This window comes from Amycolatopsis sp. NPDC045836, assembly GCF_056431745.1.
The window spans coordinates 63,294-87,585 of the sequence record NZ_JBWKKF010000007.1 but is presented as its reverse complement, the minus strand read 5'-3'; the positions used below and the strand labels follow the sequence as shown (position 1 = coordinate 87,585).

Genomic DNA, 24,292 nt, shown 5'->3' with positions numbered 1-24,292 from the left:
GCCGACTACGGCCCCTGAAACGGAATTCGCCGTCGACCGCAGCCGCTCGAAGCGCCTTGTCCGGGTTCAGGCGGCGGCCCAGGCCGCCTCGATCATCCGGAAGATTTCGTCCAGTGCGGCGTCCGGATCGGTGGCCTCGCGGGCCAGTGAGTAGGCGTCGACGACGAACCTGGCGAGCGTGCGGCAGGCCGTTGCGCTCTGCGTCAGGCTGGAATCGCCCGTCAGGGCCCTCGCCAGTGATTCCGCGTGCCGCAGCCGCATCGATTCCTCGTACTCCCGCAGCGTCTTCGACTCGTTGATCATGCGCCAGACCGAGGCGGTGCCCACCGCCGTGCAGTGCCGCACCAGTGCCTCGACCTCGCGGCGCAACGCCGGGATGAGCGGCTCGTCCGGCGCTCGGCCGGTGACGGCCTGGGTGAGCCGTTGCTCGAAGTCCTCGTCCTGCTCGAAGACCAGGGCCTCCTTGGCGGCGAAGTGCGAGAAGAGGGTGGTGACGGCCACGTCGGCCTCGGCGGCCACATCCCGGATGCCCACCGCGTCGTACCCGCGCTCGAGGAACAGGCGCAGGGCGGTGTCGGCGATCTTCTGGCGGGTCGCGGCCTTCTTGCGCTCACGGCGGCCGAGCGGCACGGTCATGCCTGCATGCTAACAGGTCCAAAACCGTAACTGATACAAAACGCTAACCGTTAGTGCTACAGTCGGCGCCATGAAAAAAGTGAGCTTCGCCGAGTTCGGCGGTCCGGACGTCCTGCAGCTGGTGGACGCCGAGGAACCCCACCCGGGCCCTGGTCAGGTGCGCATCGCCGTGCGTGCGGCCGGGGTCAACCCCGTCGACTGGCGCATCCGGGAGGGCCAGGTCCTGAAGGCCCACCCGATCGAGCTGCCCGCCGGGGTCGGGATCGACGCCGCTGGCGTGGTGGACGAGATCGGCGAGGGGGTCGACGGGGTCGAGCTCGGAGATCCGGTGTTCGGCGAAGGGGTGCACACCTACGCCGAGTTCGCGGTGCTGTCGGCCTGGGCCCGGATGCCCGGGGGCCTGTCGTTCGACGAGGCCGCCGGATATCCCTCGGTGGTGGAGACCGCGTTGCGCATCCTTCGTGAGGTCGGGGTGGAACCCGGGCAGACGCTGCTGGTCAGCGGCGCGTCCGGCGGGGTCGGATCGGCGGTGCTGCAGATCGCCCGCGACCGGGGCATCACGGTGATCGGCACCGCCGGGCCCGCCAACCAGGACTACCTGCGTGGCCTGGGCGCCCTCGCCACGACCTACGGCGAGGGCTGGACCGAGCGGGTGCGGCAACTCGGCCGGGTCGACGCCGCCCTGGACCTGGCGGGTGCGGGTGTGCTCGGCGAACTCGTCGAGCTGACCGGGGACCCGCGCAAGGTGGTCACCATCGCCGACCTCGGCTCGCCGGAATCAGGCGTCCGGTTCTCCGGTGTGGCCGGGAGTGTGCCGGACGCCCTCGCCGAGGCCGTCGACCTGATTTCCCGGGGCGCGCTGCACATCCCGGTCGAGAAGTCCTACTCCCTCGCCGAAGCCGCCGCGGCCCATGCCGACAGCCAGACCGGCCACACCCGCGGCCGGCGGGTCATCGTCATCTGAATCGCGGGAATTCAGTGCAGCAGCACGACTTTGCCCCGTGCGTGCCGTCCTTCGACCAGGGCGTGCGCCGCCGCGACCTCGGCCAGCGGGAAAGCCTGAGCCACCGGGATGCGCAACCGGCCCTGTCCGGCCAGCTCGACCGCGATGGCCAAGCCGTGCATCGCGGGTGGGTCGGCGGGGACGGCGATCGCGCCGGGTGCGGTGTGCGACAGGTGCACGCCGTGGGCGGCGGCGCCGAAGTCGGCGATGGTCACCACGCGGGCGGGGTCGCCGGTGATGCCGACCAGGTCGGGCAGGGCACCGCCCGCGCAGTCGACCACCGCGTCCACTCCGGACGGTGCCAGTGCCAGGACCCGCTCCGCCAAGCCCGGCCCGTACGTGGTCGGGACCGCACCGAGGGAACGCAGGAACTCGTGGTTGTGCTCGCTCGCGGTGCCGATCACCGTGGCCCCGCGGGCGACCGCGAGCTGCACGGCGACGCTACCGGTCGCGCCCGCCGCGCCCTGGACCAGCACGGTGTGGCCGTCGGTCACCCCGAGCCGGTCCAGGACGCGGACCGAGGTCTCGACACCGCCCGTCGCGCCCGCCGCCTCGGCCCACGTCCACGCGGCCGGTTTCGGCGCCCACGCGGTGAGGACCGCGTGGTCGGAGTTGGCGCTGCGGTCGGTCATCGCCGTCGCGCCGAACACCTCGTCCCCGACCTCGACGCCGGACACCCCCGCACCCACCTCGTCCACCACGCCCGCGGCGTCGTAGCCGGTGCGGGCCGGGAGAGCCACCGGCAACACCTCGCGCATGGCACCGGCGCGCAGGCGCGTCTCTCCCGCCGCCACCCCCGAGGCGCGGACGGCGATGCGGATTTCCCCGGCACCGGCGTGCGGTTCCGGTACCTCGGCGATCTGCAGGACACTGGGCGGGCCGTACTCGGCGAACTGAACTGCTCTCATGGCTCCGAAGGTAAGCGGGGCACCGCTCCCGCCTGGCTAAAGTGAGAGTGGTGGCGACCGAAGTGACTCAGTTGCGTTCAGACGCCGGGGACAACCGCGACCGCATCCTCGCGGCGGCCCGGCTGGCCTTCACCGCCGAGGGCCCGTCCGTGCCGGTGCGGGAGATCGCCCGGCGCGCCGGGGTCGGCGCGGCCACCGTCTACCGGCGGTTCCCGACCAAGCAGGCGTTGTTCACCGCGGCCTTCGCCGAGGAAATGGCCCTGTGCTCGACGGTGGTCGAAGAGGGACTCGCGGCGGCGACCCCGTGGCAGGGGCTGTCACTGGTGATCGAAAAGCTCGTCACCGCCTACGGCGGCGATCCGCGGGTGCGGGCCGTTCTCGCGCAGCTCTCCCGCCGCGCCGAGTTCACCGGCGAACGTGACCGGACGTTGCGCGGACTGCTCGAACTGATCCGGCGCGCGAAGGAAAGCGGTGAGCTCCGGGCGGACATCGTGCTGGAGGACATCGTGCTCACGATGCAGGCCGGCCACGGCATCCGCGCGGACTCACCCGCCGCGCAACTGGGGGCGTCGCGCCGGCTCGCGGCGCTGATCACCCAGTCCTTCCGGGCCCACTCCGACGCGGTTCCGCTGCCTCCGCCGGTCCGGCTGCCGCTGCGGGTGTGACCCGTTGGCGTCGAACAGGTCGCCGATCGTGGCCGGACCTGACGCGCCGCACAGTTCGGGGTGGTGCCGGCGGAGACCGAGGCGCGACGCACCTTCAGCCCCGGAGGTACGAGATGAGGACGCCTGCTGGCGAGGGTTCGGGAACGGGCGGCGCAGCCAGCGGTGCACCAGAAGCGCCGGCCACGACGGAAGCCGCTGCGCCATCGGGCTCCGCCTGCCGGCACCCCAGGTGCGGTCAGGGACCGGCGGCCGCCCAGGAGCTTGGCCCGAAGGTGCGGAGCAGTCTGGCCGGGACGCACCGGCCGGACGCCGTACTGGCCGAGGCAGCAAACTCGGGTCAAGCCTCCGGAAGCACGCCGGTTGCGTGGGTCCCGGTGTGCGCGGCCGGGATTCCTCCAGGAAGTGAGCCACCCACACGAGCCCGCACCCGGCGCGCGAAGAGGTCATAGCGCGCGGCCATCCGGGCGGAGGCGTGCCGGATCGGCTGCTGCACGGAAGCCGAACCGAAGTATTCGCCATTTCGGAACTGATCACGCGTGAGGTCGAGTTCCAGGCCGCTCGGCAAGCGGTTCCAGTAGTGCAACCCGTGTGGCTGGCCGTCGCGCTGGAAGACGTCGGCCCAGAGCAACACGCCGCCGAAGAGTTCCGCCACCGCCATCGAGGTGACACCACAATGCCCGGCAGCGGGGTTGGCGGAACTCCACGCGACTGCCGGGTCGCAGGTGCGCTCGTCCCAGCACTGCCGGAAGACCGCTTCCAGCTCGGTCAGTGACCAGACCGTGATCACCCGCCCCCCGGATATCCGAATCCCTCAGTACGAGGGACTTTACCAATACGAGCAACAGCTTCGGAGACAACGCGAAAAGATCGCTCTCGGCTTCCCATGCCGGGGTAGTATGCCAAGCCGTGTCCAGCGAGCCCGAATTGTTCCACGAGCAGGCAGTCACCATGTCGCCGGAGTTCAACCAATTTGTCCTTTCCGATACGGGACTGCCGCCCGCAACGACGCCGGGGCGGACCGGTGGAGAAATCGCCATAGCAGTCCCTGGTGGCGCCCTGTTCTTCACCAACGCGGAACCGGCTGAACTCGCGATCACGGTGGAGGTGTGGTCCTCGGCGCCGTCGGAGCCGAAGAGGTCCTGGGGTAGTGAAGCCGGGTTCGAGGTCACCTTCGGCGCACGTGAACCGATGCTTGCCAGCGTCACCCCCTCCCCTGGGGACAGGCGAATCGAGCTGCCGCACCCCGGGACGTACGAATTGCGGGCGCACCGAGACGAATCCCGCACCCACGACGCCGACTTCGGCATCGACGTCAGTTCACAAACCTGGTTGATTCGATTGTGGCCGGAAGCCGTTCCAAGCTGAACTCCCGATCGTCCTCAGCTGGTCGTTGCCCACTGTTGGGCGCTGCCCCGGTGGACCGCGGCGTAGATGCGGTCGCGCAGCAGGTTGGCGTCGTGGTCGGTGAGGGTGCGGTCCAGGTGCCGCAGGACCACCTTGAGCAGGACGTTCTTCTGGTCCGGGCGGGCTCCGAGCCGTTCCAGGGCCTGAGGCGGGAGTTCCGAGCACGGCGTCCGGGCGAGGATTTCGACCGCTTCCACGCAGTCGGCGTCGGTGCCGAGGGCGTCGCGGACCCGGTCTCCGAGATCTTCGGCGAGGTCGTCGCGGTCGACCGCGACGGACAGGTCCCGGCGGATCGCGGGCATGGCGGACACGGGCCGGTAGGGCGCCAGGTCGGTCATCTGGGCGGCCACGGACGGTTCGGCCGAGCGCAGGATGCGGATGTCCGGGATGCCCTTGATCAGCATCAGCATCCGGTCCAGTCCCATGCCGAGGGCGAGGCCGCGCCACGAGGCGTCCAGGCCGCCCCGTTCGAGCACCCGCGGGTGCGCCAGGCCGCATTCCGCCACCTCGATCCATTCGCCGTCGTGGTCGACGTCGACTTGGCGGCCGGACAGGGTGTAGGGGTGGACACGGTCCTCGTGGCGGTGCTTCGCCCCGGGCAGCAGGGCTCCGACGAGGGTCGTGACCATCTCGTCCAGGTCGGTCGTGCACATCGGACGGCGGGTGATGCGCCACAGGTCGAGCTGGTGTGGGGTGCCGGTGTGCAGCCGGTCGATGCTGTCGCGGCGGTAGACCAGCCCGGGGCAGACCAGGAGCACGTCGTCGGCCGGGGCCGCGGCCAGGGCCCGGAGCGCGCCCGGGATCAGCGCGCTGGAGTGGCTGCGCAGCACGTGCTGGTCGTCGACGTAGCGGGTGTAACGGGTGTCACGGGTGATGTCGTCGGTTCCGTAGCCCAAGTTGTCGTAGTTGTCTTCGACGGTGACGGTGCGCTCGCCGCGCCACCAGCGGACCTGGCAGCCCCAGCGGTTCGCCAGCGCATCGACGGCGTGGTTCAGGACCGATTGGAGGGCGTGGGGTCCGGCGGCGGGATCGCTGAGGTCCCGGATGGACAGGTCACGGGCGAGTTGTTCGGCGGAAAGGTGAGCGGGCATGGCGGCCTCCTGGCCAAGAGCGGTGGCGGGGATTGCTGCACCCCCCAGCCCCTGGGCCCGACCGCTCGAGGGCTCAGCTCCGCGGACGTGGCGGAGTCCGGTCCCCGCGGCGCCCTTCGGGGGCCGGGGGGCCGGTAAATCGGCGAATGATCGCTACGACGGCCACACCGTGATCATAGCGGCCGCCGATGCGCAGTCCTCCTGGTTTACGCGGCAGGCGAGTGGGAGGTCACGCGACCCGGCCGCGGACGCCCTGGCTGGCCCGATCCCGGTCACGGTGGTGGATGTCCTGAGCAACTACGGCGTCGCGGACAGCCGCCATCCCACCGCGTACGTCCGGATGGAGGCAGCGACTCCAACTGGACCGTGGTGCGCGTACCAACGGTCCCCGCACCGGCGACTACCGCACCGGCACCGAACTCCCGGATTTCCTTCACCGGCAAGGTCTCCCGCGACGGCACCCACCTGCGCCGGGCCGTGGCCATCGACGCCGTCCGAACCTGACGCTCAGGCGGGTGCCTCGATCCGCCGAACAGGGCCCGGCCGGACTGGTGGACGGCCGCCGCCGTGTCCCGGACGCACGGCGGGGCGCGCAACGCGTGCTCGACCTCTCCGAGTTCCACCCGGGTGAACGCGGAGGCCGGACTGCCCCCGGACGGGGCGGCCGCGTTCCGGTCAACCTCAAGAGGTGCGCGTCATCAGGGAGACGAGCGGCGCCGAACGACTCAAGGGCTTAGCGGCCTTCGGGTTCTTCGGTGGTCTGCCACCGTCCGGCGCCGTAGCTCCAGCGGATGTCGTCGTCGCTGTTGAGGGGGCCTTCCAGCTTGGCCGACAGGGTGACGCGGGCGGACGGCTTTTCGTCGAGGGTGAACAGCTTGACCTCGGTGATCTGCGTGGTCTCGTACTGTTCGCGCAGCGCCTCGCTCATGCGGTTGTGCAGGCTGGTCACGGCGCTCTCGCAGGCGCCGTCGCCGAAGCGCAGGCCGGTGTCGCGGGCATCGCCCGGGGTGAGCAGTCCGCAGGCGATGGGAGCGTTGCCGGAGGCCCAGGCGTCGAGGTAGGCGCGGGCCGCCTCGCGGACGCCGTTCTCGTCGTTGCTGGTGCCCAGTTCACCCAGTTCGCTCCCGCCGTCGAGGCCCGGGCGGTCGCTGCTGCCGCAGCCGCTGAGCAGGGTGACGGCGAGGAGCCCGGCGATCGGGGCGGGAGCGGTGGGGCGCATCGCGGTGATCCCTTGCTGGTGGAGTGCACGGTGGTCGCGGTGCCCGATCATGGGGCACCGCCGGGCGGCAGCCGAGTTCGTTGCACGGTCAGGCACGAACACTGCACCTCACGGTTCGCCGCGCCAATCGGCGCAGGACACGACCCGGAAGCCCCGGCTGGGGAAGACGGCGTCCATGAAGAAGTCGTGCACCGCCGGATCGCCGTCCGCGCAACCGTCGCGCAGCACGGTCACCCGGTAGTCGCGGTCCGCCGCGTCGTAGCAGGTCGCGGCCACCATGGCGCTGGTCGCGACCCCGGCGACCGCGACGGTGCCGATCCCGCGTGCTCGCAGGACGAGGTCGAGATCCGTCCCGGCGAACGCGCTGGCGCGGCGTTTGAGCACGACCACGTCCTCGTCGGCGACCGGCAGCGCGATCCCGGTTCCGGCCGATCCCTCGTGGAAGGCGTCCCCGGCGTCGAAGAACGACTTGATCAGCGAGCTGCCGGACGGCAGATCGGCCCCGTTGCCCCGGAAGGCGATGCGCACGAACACCACCAGCGCACCGGCTGCACGGGCGCGGGGAAGCAATTCGGTCAACGGCGGCACAACCCGCTCGGCGAACGGGTAGTTCCCCGTGATGCCCCGCTGGACGTCACCGATGATCAACGCAGTGGTCAAGTCAGGTTCCCCTCCCGTCCCGCCAGCACCCTACTGCTCGAAGACGAGATCCAGGCACTGGTAGAGGAAAACGCGCTTGGTGAGCTCGACGGCCATGGATCCGGCCGTGCTGTCATTCGCCTGGGGGACCGGAAATGGGGCGGACGAAGAAGTGCGCCTTGGGTGGTGACCGTCAGAACCGCGGTGTGCGTTACCGCGTGTTCTTGCTCGTCTTGCGGAGTTTGACGCGCAGGGCGCGGAGCGCGACCGGCCCGAGGTCGTCGACCACCTCGATGAGCACGGCCAGCCGGTCGATCGCGTCCAGGGCTGCCTGGGCCCCGGCCGGTCGACGCCTTCGTAGTGTTCCAGGCCGACGAAGCTGGCGCTCACCGCGCGGGCCAGGCCCGCCGTGTCGATCAGTTCGGGCAGGGGGGAACCGCCAGCAGCCTGGTCAGGGTGCGTTCGATCGGGGTGATCCACAGTTGCAGGGCCGCCGCGGTGGCTTCGGCGAGCTTGGGGTCGGTCTGGGCGCCGGCGAGCATCTGGGCGAGCACCATGACGTTGCCTCGGGCGTGTTCCTCGGTGTGCGGCCGAGTGCCAGGAGCTGCCGCAGGTCGGTGAGCTGGTCGAGGCGTTCGGCGAAGGGCTCGACCCTGGCGCGGGTCGCGGCGAGGCACGCGGCCTGGAGCAGGTCGTGGACGGTGCCGAAGTGGTAGAAGACCAAAGCCTGGTTGACCCCGGCGGTGGCCGCGACGCTCCGCGCCGTGGTGCCGTTCAGGCCGTGCGTGCGGATCGTCTCGATCGTGCCGTCGATCAGGCGTTGTCGGGTGTCGGCCACGGCGTCACCGTAGCGGCTCCACGAGTCGGCGACCGATGGCGCCCGGGTTGGGCAGGCGCTCCGGCGGGCCGCGGCCGGCCCGCTCCGGCGGGCTTCCTCGGCGAACAGGCGTTCCTGTGCCCCGGCGTCCCGGTAGCCGGAGGTGAGTCCGATCAGCTCTGCGTCTCGCCACAACGCCTGCGTGCGCGCCGCGGTGAACGCCGCACGGGTTTCCGGTGTGAGGCCGGTGAGGTCCTCGGCGGGGAAACGCACCGCCAGGGCCCACTGGCAGGCCGTGTGCCGGGCCCGGCGCGGGGTGAGCACGAACGCCACCGGGAGGAACGCCACGGCCAGCACCAGGGTGATCGCCTTGTAGCAGCGGTCACGGCGGCGTGTGCGGCCGTGCACTTCGTCCGAGCATAGCCAGGATTTGAGCAACTGCTCAAAAGGGTTGCTGACCGGCCGCGAACGGAGCCGGCCGAGATGGGCGTCAGTCGGCGGCGAGGCGGGCGCCGAATCCCAAGAGGACGGTGCCGGTCACGCCGTCGACGGCCCGTCGCACGCGGGGACGGCGAAGCACGTGCCCGATGGTGGCGAAGCCGGTCGCATACCCGGCCATGCAGCCGAAGCTGACCACCGCGGTGGTCACGACCAAGGCGATCGGCAGCCACGGCGGCGAGGCGGCGGAGACGAACTGGGGCAGCAGCGAGGACATGAACAACGCCGTTTTCGGGTTGAGCGCGTTCGTCAGCAGACCTTCCCGGTAGCTGGATTTCGAGGAGGACCGCGGCTCGGGGGCGGTCGCTTCGTCACCCCGGATCGCCGAGATCAGCGCTCGAGCACCGAGGAAGCAAAGGTAGGCCACCCCGACCCATTTGACGACGCTGAACGCCACCACGGACGAGGCGAGCACCGCGGAGATCCCGGCGAGGGAGGCGGCGCCCCACAGCACCTGCCCGGTGCTGCACCCCAGCGCGGTGAGCAAGCCGCTCCGGCGGCCGCCGCCGATGGAGTTCTTCAGCACCACGGCCGTGTCCGGGCCGGGGACCAGCGACGCCAGCAGGGCGACCCCGCCGAAAGCGAGAATCGAAGTCCACACCGGGACAGGCTAACCGCCACCGTCCACCGCCGGCACTTCTAACATGGGCGCATGCCTGGGGTGAAACACAAGGAAATCGAAGTCGACGGGACAACCACGTTCTACCGGGAATGCGGGGCGCCGGACGCGCCGGTGGTGTTGCTGCCACACGGTTATCCGTCCTCCTCCTTCCAGTACCGCGGCCTGCTGCCCGCACTGGGTGATCGGTGGCGGGCGATCGCGCCGGACCAGCCGGGTTTCGGCTACAGCGCGACACCGGACGAGTTCGCCTACACCTTCGACGCGCACGCCCGGCACCTTCGGCGGTTCACCGAAGTGCTGGGGTTGCGACGCTACGTCATCTACCTGCAGGACTACGGTTCGCAGTTCGGCCTGCGGCTGGCGATGTCGGCGCCGGAGCGGGTGGCGGGGCTGGTCATCCAGAACGGCGACATCTACCCCGATGAGCACGGCCCGAAATACGCGCCGCTCAAGCGGTACTGGCACGATCCCACGCCGGAGGGCCGCGAGCGGATCGCCGCCGCCGTGAGCGAAGCCGGTTTCCGCAGCGAGTTCCGGGGTGAGCTGCCGGAACACCTGGCGGACCAGGTCAGCCCGGACCTGTGGACGCATTCGTGGTCGCTGGTGGAGCGGAATCCCGCGCGGCGGGACCACCTGCTGACGTTGCTCACCGACCAGGGTTCGACCGAAGCCTGGTTCGACCGGCAGCAGGCGTACCTGCGGGAGCACCGGCCGCCCACCTTGATCGTCTGGGGGCCGCACGACGGTTACATGCCCGCCCCCGCGGCCGAGGCGTACCTGCGGGATCTGCCGGACGCCGAACTGCACCTGCTCGACGGCGGGCACTGGCTGCTGGAGACCCACCTGGACGAGGTGACCGGACTGGTGCGGGACTTCCTGAACCGTGTCCACACCGGACCGGAGTGATCCCCACGTACATTTACTTGCGTACATATATGCCGTCACGTATGTTCACGGCATGACCGCCACCGTGCAGCAGCAACTGGCGGCGATCTCGGAGCGGAACCGGTTCCGGATCGTCGAGTTGCTGAAGGACGGCCCGCAGCCGGTCGGCGGCATCGTCGACGCACTGGGCCTCGGCCAGCCGCAGGTGTCCCGGCACCTGCGGCTGCTCGCGGAGGCGGGTGTGGTCGAGGTGACCAAGCGGGCCCAGCAGCGGATCTACCGGCTGCACCCCGACGCGATGCAGGAGATCAGCGACTGGGTGCAGGGCTTCGCGGTGCTGTGGGCGGAACGGATGGATCGTCTCGGCTCCCTCCTCGACGACCGTGCACCCGAGCCGAACCCGTGAGGAGGTCGACCGTGCCAGACGGCATCGTGATCGACAGGACGAACAACACCGTCCACATCAGCCGCACCTACGCCGCCGGTGTCGACCGGGCCTGGTGGGCGTGGACCGACCCGGAGGCGATCAGCCGCTGGTGGGGACCGCGGGGCTGGGCGGCCACCGTGTACGAAATGGACGTGCGGCCCGGCGGCCGCTGGCGGTTCCAGATCGAGCCGGTGGACGGCTCGGCAGCTGCGGTCCGCGGGGTCGCCACCTACCGCGTCGTCGTTCCGCGGGCCGAACTGACCTACGACGACACCTTCGCCGACGAGACCTGGCAGCCCGAGAGCGCGGACACCTTCCCCACCACGGTCATCTTCGCCGCCGCCGCGACCGGCTGCACCGTTGACGTCGCGGCGAGCTTCCCCGACCACGCAGCGCTGCAACGGGCCGTCGAGCGGCAGATGACCGACGGCTACGCCGAGGCGCTCGACCGGCTCGGCGGCGTGCTGGACACCCGGAAAGAGGAAACGACCATGTCCACCCCCACCTCGGCCGACGGCACCACGATCGCCTACGAGCGGACCGGTTCGGGCCCCGCGATCATCGTGGTCAGCAACGTCGCGGAGGACCGCACCAGCTCCGCGGGCCTGGTCGAGGCGCTGGCCAAGGAATTCACCGTGCTCAGCTTCGACCGCCGCGGGCGCGGTGCCAGCGGTGACCCGCAGCCCTACGACCCGGCACGCGAGATCGACGACCTCTCGGCCCTGATCGACGTCCTCGGCGGTTCCGCGGCCCTGACCAGCGGGTCCGGTGGGTGCGGGCTCGCGCTGGACGCGGCCAGCGCGCTGGGCGGCAAGGTCGGCGGCCTCTACCTCTACGAGCCCCCGTTCATCGTCGACGACTCCCGGCCGCCGGTCCCCGCCGACTCCGTCGAGCACCTGGAAGCGCTGGTCGCGGCCGGCAAGCGCAGCGAGGCCGGCGAGTACTTCATGACCGAAGTGGTCGGTGTGCCCGCCGAGTACCTCCCGATGATGAAGGAGGACCCGTCCTGGGCGGAAATGGCGGCCTACGCCCACACCTACGCCTACGACGGCCGGATCTGGCGCGGCCTGCAGGACGGCAAACCGCTGCCCGCCGACCGCTGGACCATCGACGCGCCGATCGCCGTCGCCGTCGGCGGCAACAGCGAGGCGTTCATGCGCACCGGCGCCCAGGCACTGGCCGAGATCCTGCCGAACGTCACCGTGCTGACCCTGGCCGGCCACGACCACGGGGCCTTCTGGGCGGCCCCTGAAGCCGTCGCCGAACAGGCCCGCACGTTCCTGCTCGGCTGACCGGTCCCGTTTCGGTGCGGATCTCGCCGGCGGGCCGGTCAGGTCGCCTTCGCACCGACGTCCCCGGCGGCCAGGACGAGATCAGCCGTCGTCCAGCAGCCGGTGGACGGCACGCCGGAGCACGGAGATGTCGTCGTCGGTGGGAGTCCCGTTGTCACGCATGGCCCGGCGGGCGACGGCGTAAGGCAGGTCGACGACGGCGAGCACCACGTCGCGCAGGCGGTGGCCGGTGGCCTCGGCGACGGCGGCCAGGGCGGCGTGCAGAGCGTGTTCGTTCGCGCGAGCGCGTTCGGCCAGTGCGGGCGAGGTGTCGGCGCGAAGCAGGTCGCGCAGGGCGTGCCGCAGGAGCAAGGCGGCGTCTTCGGGGTGGGTGCGGCACCAGGTCAGCACGACGAGCGCGGCGCGGGTGCCGGATTCGGCGCCCGGCGGGGTGAGCGCGGCGAGGTAGGCGTGCAGGAATCGGTCCTGGGCGCGCAACCAGGCGGCGGCGACCAGGTCGTCACGGCGGGGGAAGCGGTGGTAGACCGAGCCGCTGGAGGCGCCGGTGGCCAGGCAGACCGCGCGGGCGGAGGCGGCCGCGGGGCCACCGGAGAGCACCAGAGCACGCGCGGCGTCGAGCATCGCGTCGGTGGAGTGCTTGACGGGCTGGGGCATGAACTAGAGACTACTCGCTAGCTGAAGTAGCGAATGCTCTCTAGGGGGAACGATGGTGCGCAACACCCACGGCCGGTACTTCCCGGTGCCCGCCGCGGTGGTGGGCGGATTGCTCGACTCGCTGGCCGGCCGGGAGGACCGCCTCTGGCCCCACCGCCGGTGGCCGGCGATGCGCTTGGACCGGCCGCTCGGCGTCGGGGCCACTGGCGGCCACGGCCCGATCCGCTACGCGGTGGTGGACTACCGGCCGGGGGCGAGCATCCGGTTCCGGTTCCGGGCTCCGGCCGGGTTCTGCGGCTACCACGAGTACGAGGTCCTGCCGGTCACCGAAAACAGTTGCCGGCTGCTCCATCGCCTCTGCATGACCACCCGGTGGCCGGCGTGGGTGACGTGGCCGCTGCTCTACCGCCCGCTGCACAACGCGCTCATCGAGGACAGCCTGGATACCGCCACCCGCAGCCTCGGGCTCAGCCTGCCGCACCCGAGCCGCTGGTCACCGCGGGTCCGAGCGCTGCGATCGCTGATCCGGGCGCTGGGGGCGCGGACCCGGCGCCCCGGCTGACCTCACGCCGGGGTGCGGTGGCTCCGGTCCCGATCAGGATGGCTGTGCCCGCCGGGCTGCGTGGTGCCCGGCCGGGGCAGCGGTGCTGCCCTTGCCGACCTGGCCCCGCGGTCGCCGGAGTCAGGTCCGGGTTGGCTGCAGGCGGACGCAGCAGTGGTCCGTGGCGGGTTCGAGGTGGGTGCTCAGCTGGGTGTGGCCGAGGCCGTGGAGCAGGCCGGTGAGCAGGCTGAGGTTCATCCCGCAGACGAGTCGGGTGTGCCGGCGGGCCAAGGCGTGGAAGGGGCAGTTGCCGAGGAGCACCTGGTCGCCGTGGGTGCGTGGTTCGAAGCCCTGTGCCTCGAGGGTGGCCAGGAGCGTCTGGGCGTCGGGTTCGGCGGCGCGGGCGGCTCGTCCGAGTTCCTCGCCGGCTTGGTGGGCGTGCCGGTCGAGGACCGTGCGCACCGGCTGTGCGGAGTGCTCGGCTTCTTCGATCGCCGCGGCGAGGAGGTGCCCGGCCAGGTCGTAGCGGCGCTCCGGCAGCGACACCACCACGTGGCGGCGGGACCGGCTGTAGAGCTTGGCCGGCCGCCCGGCGCCGGGGCCGCTGCGCCCGGTGCGGCGCTGATGGGTGACGTCGAGCAGGCCCTGGCCGACGAGCCGGTCGAGGTGGAACGCGACGGTGGCGCGGGGGATCCCGAGGGCGGCGGCGGCCTCGTCGCGGCTGACCGGTGCGGCTTGGCGTGCGACGTGCTCGTAGAGCTGGCGCCGGGTCGGCTCGTCCAGCGCAGCGATCGCGGCCACTTGGCCGGCCAGGGTCTCGTCCGCTTCCACCTTCTAAAACTAACATAGGTTGACTAAAAGCGACGGCCCTTCTAACGTGCGCAACAGTTAACGATAGAAAGGGCCGGCTGATGAGTGTCAGCGATCTGCGTCAACCCGAGCCGGCGGTTCCGGCAGCCGGCGGTGCGCGGCGCCTGGGTGTGGTGCACGACCGCGCCCAGCCGGATCTGCACGCCGCGGAACAAGCCGTGGCCGACCTGCTGCGCGCCCTGGGCAAGGACCCGGCAGGCGAGCACCTCGTGGACACGCCCCGCCGGGTGGCCCGCAGCTACGCCGAGTTGCTCGGCCCGCGGGAGTTCGAGCTGACCACCTTCCCCAATGACGAGGGCTACGACCAACTGGTGCTCACCAAGGGCATTCCGCTCCAGTCGCTGTGCGAACACCACCTGCTGCCCTTCCACGGGGTCGCCCACGTCGGCTACCTGCCAGGGGAACGGGTGCTCGGGCTGTCGAAACTGGCCCGGGTCGTGGAGTTGTTCGCCCGCGACCTGCAGGTGCAGGAACGGCTGACCCAGCAGGTGGCCGACTGGCTGCACCACCACCTGGCACCCAAGGGGGTCGGCGTGGTGATCGAAGCCGAGCACCTGTGCATGTCGCTGCGCGGCGTGCGCGCCGCCGGGGCGCGCACCGTCACCTCGGCCCTGCACGGGTTGCTGCGCGAGGACCCCGGCACCCGCCAGGAATTCTTCGCCCTCACCGGGATCGGTACCTGACCGCGCCGCACGGAGGAACAACTGCCGTATGAGCGCGGCACCCGGCGGGCTTTCCACGCCTTCTGGCCGGCCGGCCCCGGGTGGTGGCCGGTGTGCACGTCAGCCGCTGGAACGAGGGCATCGGCCCGGACCATCTCGGCGACACCGAGATCTCCTGGCCGACCACACCGCCGACTTGCCTCGACCCGGCCGAACCGCGAGCGGGACCACCCGGCGAGCACGCCCCACGCGGAGCGCCTGCGCGTCATTTCTTCTTCGCCGGTCTGCCGTCCGGGCGTGCCACACGATTCACGTCCCGGTCAGGCCGAGGTCCTCGGTGCGAGTGCTGCGCAGGGCCGTGGCCGGCATGTCGAAGACGAACGGGAGATCCGCCGATGAGGTCAGCCGGCGGGTGCTGACCGCGGTCACGCCGTCCTCGGACTCACCGACGACGACATCGACGGTGACGGTGATCGGGAACGTCGTTCCCGGGGTCAGCGCGTCGTGGTTGCCGAAGTAGGGAACCTTGCCGACCAGCTGGTGCGGGCGACCGTACGCGTCGTTGAACTCGACGAGTACGTACCCGGGGTAGTCGTCGTCCAGCAAGGCGATCGCCTCGGCGTCGAACTCGCACAGCTCGCCCTCGGGGAAGAAGGCGACGGGCCGTGCACCGGACCGGTCGACCTCGAAGGTCAGCAGGTCGTCCCCGGGGTCCGGGCCGGGGATGTGCTGGGCCCGCACGGTGAGCACGTCACCGTCGACGGCGACCACGGTGCCCCGGACCGCGACGCCGATCGGGTACTCGGCGTCCGGTAGCAGCCGGTCCTCGTTCTCGAAGAAGCAGGTCTGGTGGACCAGCCGGTGCACCGTGCCGTGGCGGTCGGTCAACTCCACCTCGACCAGGCCGGGCTGCGGCTCGTCGTCGTACCAGCGCACGGCGACCGCCGGCATGTCACATTCGTCACCTTCCCCCACAGCGGTCAGGCTAACGAAGCCGGGGCCCTGGTGGTACCGCATTCGTTCCTGGGCGGCCACACGCGGGTCTGGCGGCGGGTGGTGGTCACGGCGCCGGCTGTCCCGCTGCTTCTCTTCGCCCACCGTGGCGGGTCGATAGGCTCCCGTCCATGTCGATACCGTGGAGTCTCCGGGGGCTCCGGAGCCGCTGGGCGGGTGTCGGTGCCGAGGTGCGGGACCGGTGGCTCGCCGTGCTGCTCACCGCCGCCGCGTTCGTGCCGGGACTCGCCGTTGTCGGGGCGCAGTTCGGTGATCTGCCGCGTCGTGGGGGCGACGTCTTCGCGGTCCTGCTCGTCGCCGGGCAAACCCTGCCGCTGGCGGTGCGCAGCCGGTGGCCCGCTGCGACGTTCGCGGTCATCGGCGTCAGCTTCGCCGCGCACGAGGTGCTCGCGTATCCCGCGACCGCCGGTAGCCTCGCGCTGTACTTCGCGCTGTATTCGCTGGGGGCGCACGAGGAGCGGTTCCGCCGGGTGCTGGCGGCGGTGGCATCGGCCGGGTATGTGGTGTTCGCGGTTTTGCTGGTCCTGCGCGGGTCGCCCGCGAGCCCGCTGGACTACGCCGTCTACTTCGCGGTCCTGGCCGGGGTCTGGCTGCTGGGGGCGATGGTGCGGCAGCGACGGCGCCAGGAGGCCGAGCGGCGCCGCCTGGTCACCGAAGCCGCGGTGGCCGGCGAACGCGCGCGGATCGCCCGTGAACTGCACGACGTGGTGACCCACCACGTGACGGCCATGGTGGTGCAGGCCGACGCCGCCCGGTACCTGGCACCCGAGCGCGTCCGGGAAGCGCTCACCGCGATCACCGGCTCGGGGCGGAACGCGCTCACCGAACTCCGGTTCCTGCTGGGCGTGCTCGAAGCGACCGGCGCGCGCACGCCGGGCCTGGCCGCGCTGCGCGACCTCGTCGACCAGCCCGGCCGGGTCGTGGAGCTGGTCGAGGAGGGGGAGCGCCCGGAACTGCCCGCGGAAACCGAGCTGACCGCCTACCGGATCGTGCAGGAAGCGCTGACCAACGCGGCCAAGCACGCCGCCGGTGCCCCGGCGGCGGTGCGGGTCAGCTACGGTGCGGAGTTCCTCGAAATCGAGGTGACCACCGAAGGCCCGGCGACCGGGTCCGGCGCGCTCGGTTCCGGTGGGCGCGGGCTGGGCGGCCTGCGTGACCGGGTGCAGGCGCTCGGCGGCCGGTTCGCGGCGGGTCCGCTGGCGGACGGGTTCCGGGTCAGCGCCGTGCTCCCCGCGGGGAGCGCCGCATGACCAACCCGATCCGGGTCCTGATCTGCGAGGACCAGGAGCTCATCCGCGCGGGTTACGCGACCGTGCTCGGTGCCCAGCCCGATTTCGAGGTGGCCGGTCAGGCGGGCAACGGCCACGAGGCGCTGGCGCTGTTCGAGCGGCTGCACCCCGACGTTGTCGTGATGGACATCGAAATGCCGCTGCTGAACGGGATCGAAGCGACTCGCCGCATCGCCGGTCCCGAAGCGGCGAATCCGGCGAAGGTCCTGATCGTCACGACCTTCAACGTCGGCCAGTACGTCTACGACGCGCTGCGGGCCGGTGCGAGCGGGTTCCTGCTCAAGGACGCGCCGCTGACCGAGCTGGTCGAGGGCGTGCGCACGGTCGCCCGCGGCGACTCGCTCCTCGCGCCCGCGGTGACCAGGACGCTGATCGGCCGCTACGCCGACCGGATCCGCCCGGCCAGGACTCCCGCCGCGAGCCCGCTGGACGGGCTCGCGCCACGGGAGCTGGAGGTGCTGCGGCTGATCGCCGACGGCCGGTCGAACGCCGAGATCGCGGCCGAACTGGTGCTCAGCGTGGAGACGGTGAAGACCTACGTCTCGCGGATCCTGACCAAGCTGGACCTGCGTGACCGGGTGCAGGCCGTGGTGCTGGCCTACCGGAGCGGGCTGGTCACCGCGTGACCAGCTTCGCCCGGCGGAGCAGCCACACCGCCGGGACCAGGCAGCACAGCAGCGCGAAGAGGCTCGCTTCCGGGCCGAACACCCCGCCGGTGAGCACGTCCGGTCCGGAGAGGACGGTGCGCAGCAGGCCGGATTCGCTGTCCGCGCCGGACACCGCGGTGCCGAACACGCCGGATTCGGTGAAGTTCCAGGCGAAGTGCAGGCCGATCGGCAGCCAGAGCGACCGCGTGGCCGTGTAGGCGATGGCCAGCAGCGCGCCGCCTTCGACCGCGATGGCCAGGGTGCCCCAGAGCGTGGCGTTGCCGTTGAGCAGGTGCGTGAGGCCGAAGAGCAGTGACGAGATCGCGATCGCGATGATGCTGCCGGTCCGTGCCTCCAGCACGCGGTGCACCACACCGCGGAACAGCAGTTCCTCGGTGACCGCCACCGAAGCCATCGAGCCCGCCACGCCCAGGCAGGCCCAGACCGAGCCACTGGTGAAGCCGGCGTCGGTGAAGAGGGAAACGAGCAGCATCGTGGCGAGGAAAGCGCCCGCGCCGATGAGCGCACCGCGCCCGAGCCCGCTCCACCGCCCGGTGGCGGCCAGTTCGGTGACCTCCCGGTCTTCGACGCGCCGGGAAAGCCACCGGTAGGCGGCGATCGCCCCGGCGGCCGCGCCGATCCCGACGGGCAGGCGCAGCACCGGCACGCCCGAAACCAGCGTGTCCAGCGCGCGGGCGGCGATCAGCAACGCGGCGGTGCCGAGGAGCAGAATCGGTACCCGGAACCGCTGCAGCGGTGTTTTCCGCTCGGTGGGGGTGGTCATCGGGAAGTCCTTTCGCCGGTTGCTCCGCAGTGCGGCGAGATTACGAACGAGCCGAGGTCCGCGACATCGCTCCGCGGCGGACATCCGCGGTAGCTCTGGAGAGGGACACGGCGTCGTCCTGCCCGGCGGGTTCGTGCCACGTACCGTGGAGTGGGTGAGCACCACATCGCCTCCGACCCCCGCCCTGGGCGCCGACTTCGCCCGCGCCTTCCCGGAACTGGCTGTGGCCTGGCAGGCGGAGCAGGTTCCTACGCCGCGGTTGCTCGTGCTCAACGAGCCGCTCGCCGCGGAACTGGGTTTGCCCGCGGCCTGGCTGCGCAGCTCGGAGGGGGTGCGGCTGCTGGTGGGCAACCACGTTCCCGATGGCGCCAGCCCGGTCGCGCAGGCTTACGCGGGGCATCAGTTCGGGGCTTACTCACCGCGGCTGGGTGACGGCCGCGCGCTGCTGCTCGGTGAGGTCGTGCACGCCGACGGGCTGCCGCGTGATCTGCACCTCAAGGGCTCCGGGCGCACGCCGTTCGCCCGCGGTGGGGACGGCTTGGCCGCGGTGGGGCCGATGCTGCGTGAGTACGTCGTCAGCGAGGCGATGCACGCACTGGGCATCCCCACGACCCGTGCCCTGGCGGTGGTGGCGACCGGGCGATCGGTGCGCCGGGAGACGTTGCTGCCGGGTGCGGTGCTGGCCCGGGTGGCGAGCAGTCACCTGCGGGTCGGGAGTTTCCAGTACGCCAGGGCCACCGGCGACCTGGAGCTGCTGCGCAGGCTCGCCGACCACGCGATCGCCCGGCACCACCCGGGTGCCGCCCGGGCTGAGCAGCGGTACCTGGCGCTGTTCGAGGCGGTGGTCGCCGGGCAGGCGTCCTTGGTGGCCCGCTGGATGCTCGCGGGCTTCGTGCACGGGGTGATGAACACCGACAACATGACGATCTCCGGCGAGACCATCGACTACGGCCCCTGCGCGTTCATGGACGAGTTCGACCCCGCCACCGTCTACAGCTCGATCGACCACGGCGGGCGTTACGCCTACGGCAACCAGCCCCTCGTGGCCGAGTGGAACCTCGCCCGGTTCGCCGAAGCCCTGCTGCCCCTGTTCGCCGACGACCAGGAGCGGGCGATCGCACTCGCGGTCGAGGCGCTCGGAGGCTTCCGCGAGCAGTATGAGAACGCCTGGTCAGCGGGCATGAACGCCAAACTCGGCCTGCGCGCCGGAGTCCCCTTGGAGCTGATCGAGGAACTGCTCACCCTCCTGCGGGACAACCACGTCGACCACACCTCGTTCTACCGCCGCCTCGGGGCAGCGGCCCGCGGCGACGCCGAACCGGCGCGGGAGTTGTTCCTCGACCTCGCCGCGATCGACGGCTGGATGACGCGCTGGCGGGCACTGGGGCCCGACGCCGACGCGATGGACCGGGTGAACCCGGTCTACATCCCCCGCAACCACCTCGTCGAGGAAGCCCTCACCGCCGCCACCGAGGGCGACCAGGGGCCGTTCGACCGACTCCTGGACGTGGTGAGCGCCCCCTTCGACGAGCGGCCCGGCCACGAGCGGTACGCGGCCCCCGCCCCGAAGGACTTCGCCACCACCTACCAAACCTTCTGCGGCACCTGACCGGGGCCGTCTTCCTGCCGTGGAGGGTGCCCACCCGTCACGAAGACCACCGCGGCGAGCGCTGAGCGCTACCGGCGAAGCCTCTGTTGAAAACGATAATCATTATGCACTAGGCTGCCGGTTGTGCGGTGGTGGCGCTGCCGGGACAACCAGGGAGAGGAAAGCTGATGAAGGTGCGGAAGTCGTTGCGCTCGCTGAAGAACAAGCCGGGCTCGCAGGTGGTGCGCCGGCACGGCAAGACGTTCGTGATCAACAAGAAGAACCCGAAGTTCAAGGCCCGCCAGGGCTGAGGGGAGGGTGGCCCCGATGAGCAGCGGCCCTGCCCCGGGGAACTCGCCGTGACCGGGCACGCGGCCTGGGAAGACGAACTGGCCACAGTGGAGCGTGACGCGGTGGTCAGCGAGCCGGTGGTGCGCCAAGCCGCCCGCTGGCTGTCCCGCCTCCAGCCACTGGGAAGCGGTTCCCGCGTGCTGGACGTGGGGGCCGGCCCCGGCTGTGCCACGGTGGCCCTGGCCGAGCAATTCCCGGTCAGTGAGGTGATCGCGGTCGATCCTGCGGCTGGGTTCACCGAGCGGGCGGCCGCGCGCTTCGCCGAACACGGCCTGGGACAGCGGGTCCGGGCCGAACCGGGGGCGATCGGCGATCCGTCGCTGGCCGCGCTGGCTCCGGCCGACCTCGTGTGGTGCGCGAACGTCGTGCACCACCTGCCCGACCCGGTCGCGGCGCTGCGCGAGCTGTCCTCGCTCCTCGTGCCGGGCTCGGGTTTGCTGGCGATCGCGGAAGGCGGCTTGTCCGCCCGGTTCCTGCCCGGTGGTTACGGCGTCGGGAACCCCAGTTTCGTGAGCAGGCTGGAAGCGACGCTGAGCGACCACTTCGTCGAATCGTGGTCGCTGACCGGCGCCGCCGTCGGCGGTGGCCGGGACTGGCCCCTGCTGCTGGCCGACGCCGGTCTGCGGCACCGCGTGAGCCGGACCTTCCTCCTCGACCTCCCCGCCCCGGCCGGTGACGAAGTCCGCGGGCACGTGGTCGACCGCTTCACCCGGATCGAGCGGCTGATCGGTGCCCGGCTGCGCCGGGAGGACGCCGCCGCGCTGGCCCGGTTGCTCGACCCCGCCGACCCGGTCGCGCTGGTCAACCGGCCGGACCTGTTCGTGCTCCAGGCCACCACCTGGCACCTGGCCGGACCGGGCTGACCACGCCGTCCGGGGCGGACCGGATGGGCGGTGCCCGACCGGACTGCGAGGTGAACTGATACTCATGGTTATCATTTCCAATAGTGGGGCTGCCTCCGGTGCCTCGCCCGGGTGAGTGATGACGCTGCGTGGTGGGAAGGGCGGACGTGGGGGACTCGACGTGAGATTGGCCGGATACCTGCTGACCAACCGCGACTTCATCGCACCGGCGGCCGAGGCTGCGGTGGCTTCGCCGGGGTTGGCGCCGGGGGCGAGGGCGCTCGACGCCGGCACCGGAGCGGGCGGGGCGCTTCCGGCGCCGGCGCGCGCCGGGGCGGTCGTGGACGGCATCGACCTCAATCCCGCGGTCATCCCGGTCGCCACCGACCACGCTCGGCGGTCCGGGGTGGCCGATCGTGTCACGGTCCGGGCCGCCGACGTGGCCGAGGTGAAGCCGGGGAGCTACGACATGAGCTGGGCCGGTGACGTGGTCTGGCCCGAGGACTTCGCCGATCCCGCCCGAGCCGTCGCCCGTCTCGCCGGCGCGCTCGCGCCCGGCGGCGTGCCGGCCCTGTTCTACGGCAACTACCACCGGGCGACCTCCCGGCCCGGCCACGGCAGGCTCGAGCGGCTGGTCTTCGCCGCGTCGGAACTGGCGTGGAACCTGCCCGCCGGCGGCCCGCACCGGCACGACCGCCACCCGGCCTGGCTGCTCGGGGCCGGCCCGGCGGACGTGCGGCTGCCGGTGTTCCCCCGCGCCGGTTTCCCCGCCGACGACGTGGTTCGCGCCTACCTGGAATCGGCGGTCTGGCCCGGACACCTGGAATCGGTGCGCCGCTGCGGGGACGCGGCCGGCCTCACCGCCGCCGAGCAGGACCAGATCCGCGCCCTGCTCACCCCGGGCAGCGAGCGCTGCGCCCTCGACGAGCCGGGTCACCACGTCGGGCACCCCACGGTGTTCGTGTCCGGGCGGCGGCCGTGAACCACAACGAATACGCGCCGTCGGCGGAGTACCTGCACCTGCTCAGCCGTCCGATGTGGACTTCGCTGCCGGGTCGCCTGGCCGCGGCGCTGGCGGGCGTCGATCCGGCCGGGGGAGTGTTGGTCGAGTTCGGGGCTGGTACCGGCTTGGGCACCGACGTGCTGCTCGACGCCGTGCCGCACGCGCCGGTGCTGGCCGCCGAGCCGTCCCCGCAGCTGCGCGCGGTCCTGCTCGCCCGCCTCACCTCCCGGCCGGACGCGGACCGCGTCACCGTGTACCCGGCGGGCGCGGGCGAACTCCCCCTGCCTGACCGGATCGCGGCGGTCGCGGGCATGCACATGATCGGCCACCTGGCGCCGGAAGAACGCCGTGCGTTGTTCACCGCGCTCGTGCCCCGGCTCGCGCCGGGCGCGCCGATGGTGTTCAACGTACAGCCGCCCGAAACCGCGGTCGAGGTGCCCGAAAGCGAGCCGTTCGCCGTGCGGGCCGGACGCCTGCGCTACGAGGGCCGCGGCCGGGCGGAACCGGTGGGCCGGGACCGCCTGCGCTGGACGATGACCTACCGCACCCTCGACGGCGACAGCGAAATCGCCGCCGCGGTCGCGCACTACGACTGGTGGACGGCCTCCGCGGCGACCTTGGCAGGCGAACTGCGCACCGCCGGTGCTTCCACAGTGGACATCGACGGCGATCTCGTGGTCGCCAGAGCCGCGGGCTGACGCGCGTGGAGCTCGAGAAAGCGTTCCGGCGTTACCTCGCCGCGCGGGTGGTGTCGGTGGCGGGCAGCGTCGTGTCGGTGGTGGCGTTGCCCGTGCTGGTGTACCAGCTCACCGGCTCGGCTGGCTGGACCTCGGCCGTGGCGGTCGCGGAAGCGCTGCCGTACCTGCTGTTCGGCCTGATCGCCGGTGCGGTGGCCGACCGCGCGCCGCGGCGGGTGCTGATGGTGGGGCTGGAGCTGGCGACCGCGGTGCTGCTTGCCAGCGTGCCGCTGGCGTGGTGGCTGGGCGTGCTCACGGCGCCACACGTGCTCCTGGTCGCCTTCGCCGTCCAGACCCTGTTCGTCTTCTTCGACGCCGCCAACTTCGGCGCGCTGCCCACCCTGGTCGGCCGCGCCGGGCTCACGGCCGCGTACTCGACGCTCTACGGCGCGACCACGATCGTCGAAGTGGCCGTGCCACCACTCGCCGGACTGGCCGTGGTGCTCGCCGCGCCCGCGCCACTGATGGCGCTCAACGCGGTCACCGCGGTCGCCTCGGCCCTGCTGATCCGAGCGATCACCCGGCCGCTGTCAGCCGGTCCGGCAGGCGGCCGCCCGGCGCGGTTGTGGTCGGACATCGGCGCCGGACTGCGTTTCCTGCGCGGGGAGCCCGTGGTGCGGCTGCTCACGCTGGTCGGCATGACCCACGCGGCCGCCGGTGGGGCGTGGGTCGCCATGCTCGTGCCGTTCGCGGACCAGGCACTCGGCGTGCGTGCTTCCGGCGACGCCCGCCTCGCCGTGCTGTTCGCCTGCTGGGGCATCGGCGGGGTGCTCGCCGCCCGGCTGGTGCCGCGGCTGGGCGCCCGGTTCGGCCCCGCCCGCTTCGCGCTCACCGCGCTGCCGTGCTCCCTGCTCGCGGCCGTGGCGACCACGGTGACCACGCACTGGCTGTTCGCCGTGGTGACGGTGAGCTGCTGGGGGACCGCGCATTCGGCGGTGGTGCTCAACGCGGTCACCTACCGGCAGCAGCTGAGCCCCGACGAGTTGCAGGCACGGGTGAACACCACCGGCCGGATGCTGGCCTGGGGCGTCGGCCAGCCCGCCGGGGCCGCACTGGCGGGCGCGGTCGCGGTGACCGGCGCGGGCGCGCGCGGCGGGCTCGTGGCCGGTACCGCGGTCCTCGCCATCGGCGTGGCGTTCGCCTGGCTGTCGCCCACCCTGCGGGCCCGCACCGCCGAACCACTCGCTTGACCACTGTCCACATG

Annotated in this window: 28 protein-coding genes; 16 read left to right on the top strand and 12 right to left on the bottom strand. The window is 71.8% G+C overall.

Features of this window, described 5'->3' with window-relative positions; all coding sequences use genetic code 11:
• Nucleotides 1–66: 66 nt before the first annotated feature.
• Entirely contained in the window at nt 67–636 is a 570-nt protein-coding gene (locus AC07EG_RS14740; RefSeq protein ID WP_478253606.1) for a TetR/AcrR family transcriptional regulator, read from the bottom strand.
• Nucleotides 637–706: 70 nt separating this feature from the next.
• On the opposite strand from AC07EG_RS14740, the gene AC07EG_RS14735 reads away from it, so the two are divergent.
• Complete coding sequence (locus tag AC07EG_RS14735) at nt 707–1,600, top strand: NADP-dependent oxidoreductase (RefSeq protein WP_478253605.1); 894 nt, start codon at nt 707–709, stop codon at nt 1,598–1,600.
• Nucleotides 1,601–1,611: 11 nt separating this feature from the next.
• On the opposite strand, the gene AC07EG_RS14730 is transcribed toward AC07EG_RS14735, so the two are convergent.
• The gene (locus tag AC07EG_RS14730) at nt 1,612–2,547 is read right to left on the bottom strand and encodes an NADP-dependent oxidoreductase (RefSeq protein WP_478253604.1); all 936 of its coding nucleotides are present in this window, start codon (nt 2,545–2,547) and stop codon (nt 1,612–1,614) included.
• A 50-nt stretch (nt 2,548–2,597) separates the two neighbouring features.
• On the opposite strand from AC07EG_RS14730, the gene AC07EG_RS14725 reads away from it, so the two are divergent.
• Nucleotides 2,598–3,212, top strand: coding sequence for a TetR/AcrR family transcriptional regulator (locus AC07EG_RS14725; RefSeq protein WP_478253603.1), 615 nt, complete (start codon nt 2,598–2,600; stop codon nt 3,210–3,212).
• Between the two features lie 337 nt (nt 3,213–3,549).
• Here AC07EG_RS14725 and AC07EG_RS14720 read toward each other — a convergent pair whose 3' ends face one another.
• Nucleotides 3,550–3,999: a YunG family protein gene (locus AC07EG_RS14720; protein WP_478253602.1), complete on the bottom strand. Its 450-nt coding sequence runs from the start codon at nt 3,997–3,999 to the stop codon at nt 3,550–3,552.
• 119 nt (nt 4,000–4,118) lie between these two features.
• Between AC07EG_RS14720 and AC07EG_RS14715 the strand changes: the two genes are divergently transcribed.
• Complete coding sequence (locus AC07EG_RS14715; protein WP_478253601.1) at nt 4,119–4,577, top strand: hypothetical protein; 459 nt, start codon at nt 4,119–4,121, stop codon at nt 4,575–4,577.
• 14 nt (nt 4,578–4,591) lie between these two features.
• Here AC07EG_RS14715 and srmL read toward each other — a convergent pair whose 3' ends face one another.
• The 5 genes from srmL to AC07EG_RS14690 all read right to left on the bottom strand — a co-directional run bounded on the left by srmL (nt 4,592) and on the right by AC07EG_RS14690 (nt 9,481).
• Nucleotides 4,592–5,707, bottom strand: coding sequence for a PheS-related mystery ligase SrmL (srmL, locus tag AC07EG_RS14710; RefSeq protein ID WP_478253600.1), 1,116 nt, complete (start codon nt 5,705–5,707; stop codon nt 4,592–4,594).
• Between the two features lie 733 nt (nt 5,708–6,440).
• The gene (locus AC07EG_RS14705; protein WP_478253599.1) at nt 6,441–6,926 is read right to left on the bottom strand and encodes a hypothetical protein; all 486 of its coding nucleotides are present in this window, start codon (nt 6,924–6,926) and stop codon (nt 6,441–6,443) included.
• 108 nt (nt 6,927–7,034) lie between these two features.
• Nucleotides 7,035–7,586 (bottom strand): cysteine hydrolase family protein, encoded by a 552-nt coding sequence (locus tag AC07EG_RS14700; protein WP_478253598.1) that lies wholly within the window; start codon nt 7,584–7,586, stop codon nt 7,035–7,037.
• Nucleotides 7,587–8,016: 430 nt separating this feature from the next.
• Complete coding sequence (locus AC07EG_RS14695) at nt 8,017–8,790, bottom strand: TetR family transcriptional regulator (protein WP_478253597.1); 774 nt, start codon at nt 8,788–8,790, stop codon at nt 8,017–8,019.
• Nucleotides 8,791–8,872: 82 nt separating this feature from the next.
• A complete protein-coding gene (locus AC07EG_RS14690; RefSeq protein ID WP_478253596.1) occupies nt 8,873–9,481 on the bottom strand; it encodes a LysE family translocator in 609 nt (202 codons plus the stop codon).
• A 51-nt stretch (nt 9,482–9,532) separates the two neighbouring features.
• Between AC07EG_RS14690 and AC07EG_RS14685 the strand changes: the two genes are divergently transcribed.
• From AC07EG_RS14685 to AC07EG_RS14675, 3 genes are read left to right on the top strand one after another with little or no spacing between them, the layout of a single operon-like run.
• Complete coding sequence (locus AC07EG_RS14685) at nt 9,533–10,408, top strand: alpha/beta fold hydrolase (RefSeq protein ID WP_478253595.1); 876 nt, start codon at nt 9,533–9,535, stop codon at nt 10,406–10,408.
• A gap of 52 nt (nt 10,409–10,460) precedes the next feature.
• Nucleotides 10,461–10,793 (top strand): ArsR/SmtB family transcription factor, encoded by a 333-nt coding sequence (locus tag AC07EG_RS14680; RefSeq protein WP_478253594.1) that lies wholly within the window; start codon nt 10,461–10,463, stop codon nt 10,791–10,793.
• 11 nt (nt 10,794–10,804) lie between these two features.
• The gene (locus tag AC07EG_RS14675; protein ID WP_478253593.1) at nt 10,805–12,106 is read left to right on the top strand and encodes an alpha/beta fold hydrolase; all 1,302 of its coding nucleotides are present in this window, start codon (nt 10,805–10,807) and stop codon (nt 12,104–12,106) included.
• Between the two features lie 81 nt (nt 12,107–12,187).
• Here AC07EG_RS14675 and AC07EG_RS14670 read toward each other — a convergent pair whose 3' ends face one another.
• On the bottom strand, nt 12,188–12,760 hold the full coding sequence (locus tag AC07EG_RS14670) for a TetR/AcrR family transcriptional regulator (protein ID WP_478253592.1): 573 nt from the start codon (nt 12,758–12,760) through the stop codon (nt 12,188–12,190).
• Between the two features lie 52 nt (nt 12,761–12,812).
• On the opposite strand from AC07EG_RS14670, the gene AC07EG_RS14665 reads away from it, so the two are divergent.
• A complete protein-coding gene (locus tag AC07EG_RS14665; protein WP_478253591.1) occupies nt 12,813–13,322 on the top strand; it encodes an SRPBCC family protein in 510 nt (169 codons plus the stop codon).
• A gap of 120 nt (nt 13,323–13,442) precedes the next feature.
• On the opposite strand, the gene AC07EG_RS14660 is transcribed toward AC07EG_RS14665, so the two are convergent.
• Entirely contained in the window at nt 13,443–14,132 is a 690-nt protein-coding gene (locus AC07EG_RS14660; protein ID WP_478253590.1) for a helix-turn-helix transcriptional regulator, read from the bottom strand.
• Between the two features lie 80 nt (nt 14,133–14,212).
• Between AC07EG_RS14660 and folE the strand changes: the two genes are divergently transcribed.
• Nucleotides 14,213–14,854: a GTP cyclohydrolase I FolE gene (gene folE / locus AC07EG_RS14655; RefSeq protein WP_478253589.1), complete on the top strand. Its 642-nt coding sequence runs from the start codon at nt 14,213–14,215 to the stop codon at nt 14,852–14,854.
• A 288-nt stretch (nt 14,855–15,142) separates the two neighbouring features.
• Here the strand turns inward: folE and AC07EG_RS14650 are convergent, their stop codons facing one another.
• Nucleotides 15,143–15,784 (bottom strand): hypothetical protein, encoded by a 642-nt coding sequence (locus AC07EG_RS14650; protein ID WP_478253588.1) that lies wholly within the window; start codon nt 15,782–15,784, stop codon nt 15,143–15,145.
• 173 nt (nt 15,785–15,957) lie between these two features.
• On the opposite strand from AC07EG_RS14650, the gene AC07EG_RS14645 reads away from it, so the two are divergent.
• Together AC07EG_RS14645 and AC07EG_RS14640 are read left to right on the top strand one after the other, a co-directional pair.
• Nucleotides 15,958–17,097 (top strand): sensor histidine kinase, encoded by a 1,140-nt coding sequence (locus AC07EG_RS14645; protein WP_478253587.1) that lies wholly within the window; start codon nt 15,958–15,960, stop codon nt 17,095–17,097.
• Nucleotides 17,094–17,762 (top strand): response regulator, encoded by a 669-nt coding sequence (locus AC07EG_RS14640; RefSeq protein ID WP_478253586.1) that lies wholly within the window; start codon nt 17,094–17,096, stop codon nt 17,760–17,762. The genes AC07EG_RS14645 and AC07EG_RS14640 overlap by 4 nt, the downstream gene beginning before the upstream one ends.
• Here AC07EG_RS14640 and AC07EG_RS14635 read toward each other — a convergent pair.
• The gene (locus AC07EG_RS14635) at nt 17,752–18,567 is read right to left on the bottom strand and encodes a lysostaphin resistance A-like protein (RefSeq protein ID WP_478253585.1); all 816 of its coding nucleotides are present in this window, start codon (nt 18,565–18,567) and stop codon (nt 17,752–17,754) included. The two genes, AC07EG_RS14640 and AC07EG_RS14635, sit on opposite strands and share 11 nt — an antisense overlap.
• Before the next feature lie 154 nt (nt 18,568–18,721).
• Here AC07EG_RS14635 and AC07EG_RS14630 point away from each other — a divergent pair, with 154 nt between their 5' ends.
• From AC07EG_RS14630 to AC07EG_RS14605, 6 genes are all read left to right on the top strand, one after another.
• Complete coding sequence (locus AC07EG_RS14630) at nt 18,722–20,176, top strand: protein adenylyltransferase SelO (protein WP_478253584.1); 1,455 nt, start codon at nt 18,722–18,724, stop codon at nt 20,174–20,176.
• 167 nt (nt 20,177–20,343) lie between these two features.
• A complete protein-coding gene (ykgO, locus tag AC07EG_RS14625; RefSeq protein WP_037360975.1) occupies nt 20,344–20,466 on the top strand; it encodes a type B 50S ribosomal protein L36 in 123 nt (40 codons plus the stop codon).
• A 48-nt stretch (nt 20,467–20,514) separates the two neighbouring features.
• On the top strand, nt 20,515–21,369 hold the full coding sequence (locus tag AC07EG_RS14620; protein WP_478253583.1) for a class I SAM-dependent methyltransferase: 855 nt from the start codon (nt 20,515–20,517) through the stop codon (nt 21,367–21,369).
• Between the two features lie 160 nt (nt 21,370–21,529).
• Nucleotides 21,530–22,330: a class I SAM-dependent methyltransferase gene (locus AC07EG_RS14615; protein ID WP_478253582.1), complete on the top strand. Its 801-nt coding sequence runs from the start codon at nt 21,530–21,532 to the stop codon at nt 22,328–22,330.
• Nucleotides 22,327–23,049 (top strand): methyltransferase domain-containing protein, encoded by a 723-nt coding sequence (locus AC07EG_RS14610; RefSeq protein WP_478253581.1) that lies wholly within the window; start codon nt 22,327–22,329, stop codon nt 23,047–23,049. The genes AC07EG_RS14615 and AC07EG_RS14610 overlap by 4 nt, the downstream gene beginning before the upstream one ends.
• 5 nt (nt 23,050–23,054) lie before the next feature.
• The gene (locus AC07EG_RS14605; protein ID WP_478253580.1) at nt 23,055–24,278 is read left to right on the top strand and encodes an MFS transporter; all 1,224 of its coding nucleotides are present in this window, start codon (nt 23,055–23,057) and stop codon (nt 24,276–24,278) included.
• Nucleotides 24,279–24,292: the final 14 nt, after the last annotated feature.

Coding starts and splice junctions, on each gene's coding strand:
- AC07EG_RS14635 (WP_478253585.1), bottom strand. CDS start 18,567: ATGACCACCCCCACCGAGCGGAAAACACCGCTGCAGCGGTTCCGGGTA.
- AC07EG_RS14740 (WP_478253606.1), bottom strand. CDS start 636: ATGACCGTGCCGCTCGGCCGCCGTGAGCGCAAGAAGGCCGCGACCCGC.
- AC07EG_RS14645 (WP_478253587.1), top strand. CDS start 15,958: ATGTCGATACCGTGGAGTCTCCGGGGGCTCCGGAGCCGCTGGGCGGGT.
- AC07EG_RS14670 (WP_478253592.1), bottom strand. CDS start 12,760: ATGCCCCAGCCCGTCAAGCACTCCACCGACGCGATGCTCGACGCCGCG.
- ykgO (WP_037360975.1), top strand. CDS start 20,344: ATGAAGGTGCGGAAGTCGTTGCGCTCGCTGAAGAACAAGCCGGGCTCG.
- folE (WP_478253589.1), top strand. CDS start 14,213: ATGAGTGTCAGCGATCTGCGTCAACCCGAGCCGGCGGTTCCGGCAGCC.
- AC07EG_RS14730 (WP_478253604.1), bottom strand. CDS start 2,547: ATGAGAGCAGTTCAGTTCGCCGAGTACGGCCCGCCCAGTGTCCTGCAG.
- AC07EG_RS14735 (WP_478253605.1), top strand. CDS start 707: ATGAAAAAAGTGAGCTTCGCCGAGTTCGGCGGTCCGGACGTCCTGCAG.
- AC07EG_RS14665 (WP_478253591.1), top strand. CDS start 12,813: ATGGTGCGCAACACCCACGGCCGGTACTTCCCGGTGCCCGCCGCGGTG.
- AC07EG_RS14705 (WP_478253599.1), bottom strand. CDS start 6,926: ATGCGCCCCACCGCTCCCGCCCCGATCGCCGGGCTCCTCGCCGTCACC.
- AC07EG_RS14650 (WP_478253588.1), bottom strand. CDS start 15,784: ATGCCGGCGGTCGCCGTGCGCTGGTACGACGACGAGCCGCAGCCCGGC.
- srmL (WP_478253600.1), bottom strand. CDS start 5,707: ATGCCCGCTCACCTTTCCGCCGAACAACTCGCCCGTGACCTGTCCATC.
- AC07EG_RS14640 (WP_478253586.1), top strand. CDS start 17,094: ATGACCAACCCGATCCGGGTCCTGATCTGCGAGGACCAGGAGCTCATC.
- AC07EG_RS14680 (WP_478253594.1), top strand. CDS start 10,461: ATGACCGCCACCGTGCAGCAGCAACTGGCGGCGATCTCGGAGCGGAAC.
- AC07EG_RS14685 (WP_478253595.1), top strand. CDS start 9,533: ATGCCTGGGGTGAAACACAAGGAAATCGAAGTCGACGGGACAACCACG.